Genomic DNA, 584 nt, shown 5'->3' with positions numbered 1-584 from the left:
ATTCCACACAACGATACTGGTGGTGAACAATGAAGAACTGTCACCACAGGAAGAACTTGTACAGGATATTATTTCCATCCTTCATGTGTTTTCCTGTAGATTATATGGACTTCGTAAGTATAAAAAACAGATAGAAAAGGATGAGGAGATTGCTGAAGAGCTTCAAGACAGAGATCGATCCTACAGAAGAGCAGAAGATCAAAATACATAAGACAATCGGCACATGCAGATATATTTATAATTTCTACCTGTTTCATAATAAAGAACGTTATGATGCCGGTGAAAGATTTATGAGCGGCAAGTCGTTCAGTGTATGGCTGAACAATGAATACCTTCCAAGGCATCCGGAATATTTCTGGATCAGAGAAGTCAGTTCCAAATCGGTAAAGAATGCAATCGAAAATGCCTGTACCGCTTTTTCAAGATTTTTTCATCATCAGAGTAGTTTCCCGAGATATAAGAAAAAAGGAAGATCTGATGTAAAAATGTATTTTGTAAAGAATAATCCCAAAGACTGTCTCTGTGAACGTCACAGGATCAAGATCCCAACACTTGGCTGGGTAAGGCTGAAAGAAAAAGGTTAC

The 584-nt window shown here is 37.8% G+C and carries 1 protein-coding gene and 1 pseudogene; both read left to right on the top strand.

What is annotated here, in order from left to right; all coding sequences use genetic code 11:
* Positions 1-211: pseudogene (locus NCY57_RS16740) on the top strand (IS607 family transposase); the annotation flags it as partial.
* Positions 141-584: helix-turn-helix domain-containing protein (locus NCY57_RS16735; RefSeq protein ID WP_250789885.1), on the top strand; the 444-nt coding region annotated here is incomplete at its 3' end. The pseudogene NCY57_RS16740 and the gene NCY57_RS16735, both read left to right, overlap by 71 nt.

It is taken from the genome of Blautia sp. MB18-30, assembly GCF_023669475.1.
Lineage (GTDB): Bacteria > Bacillota > Clostridia > Lachnospirales > Lachnospiraceae > Blautia_A > Blautia_A fusiformis.
The sequence above is the reverse complement of the archived record's forward strand: the minus strand, read 5'-3'. Positions and strand labels throughout refer to the sequence as shown.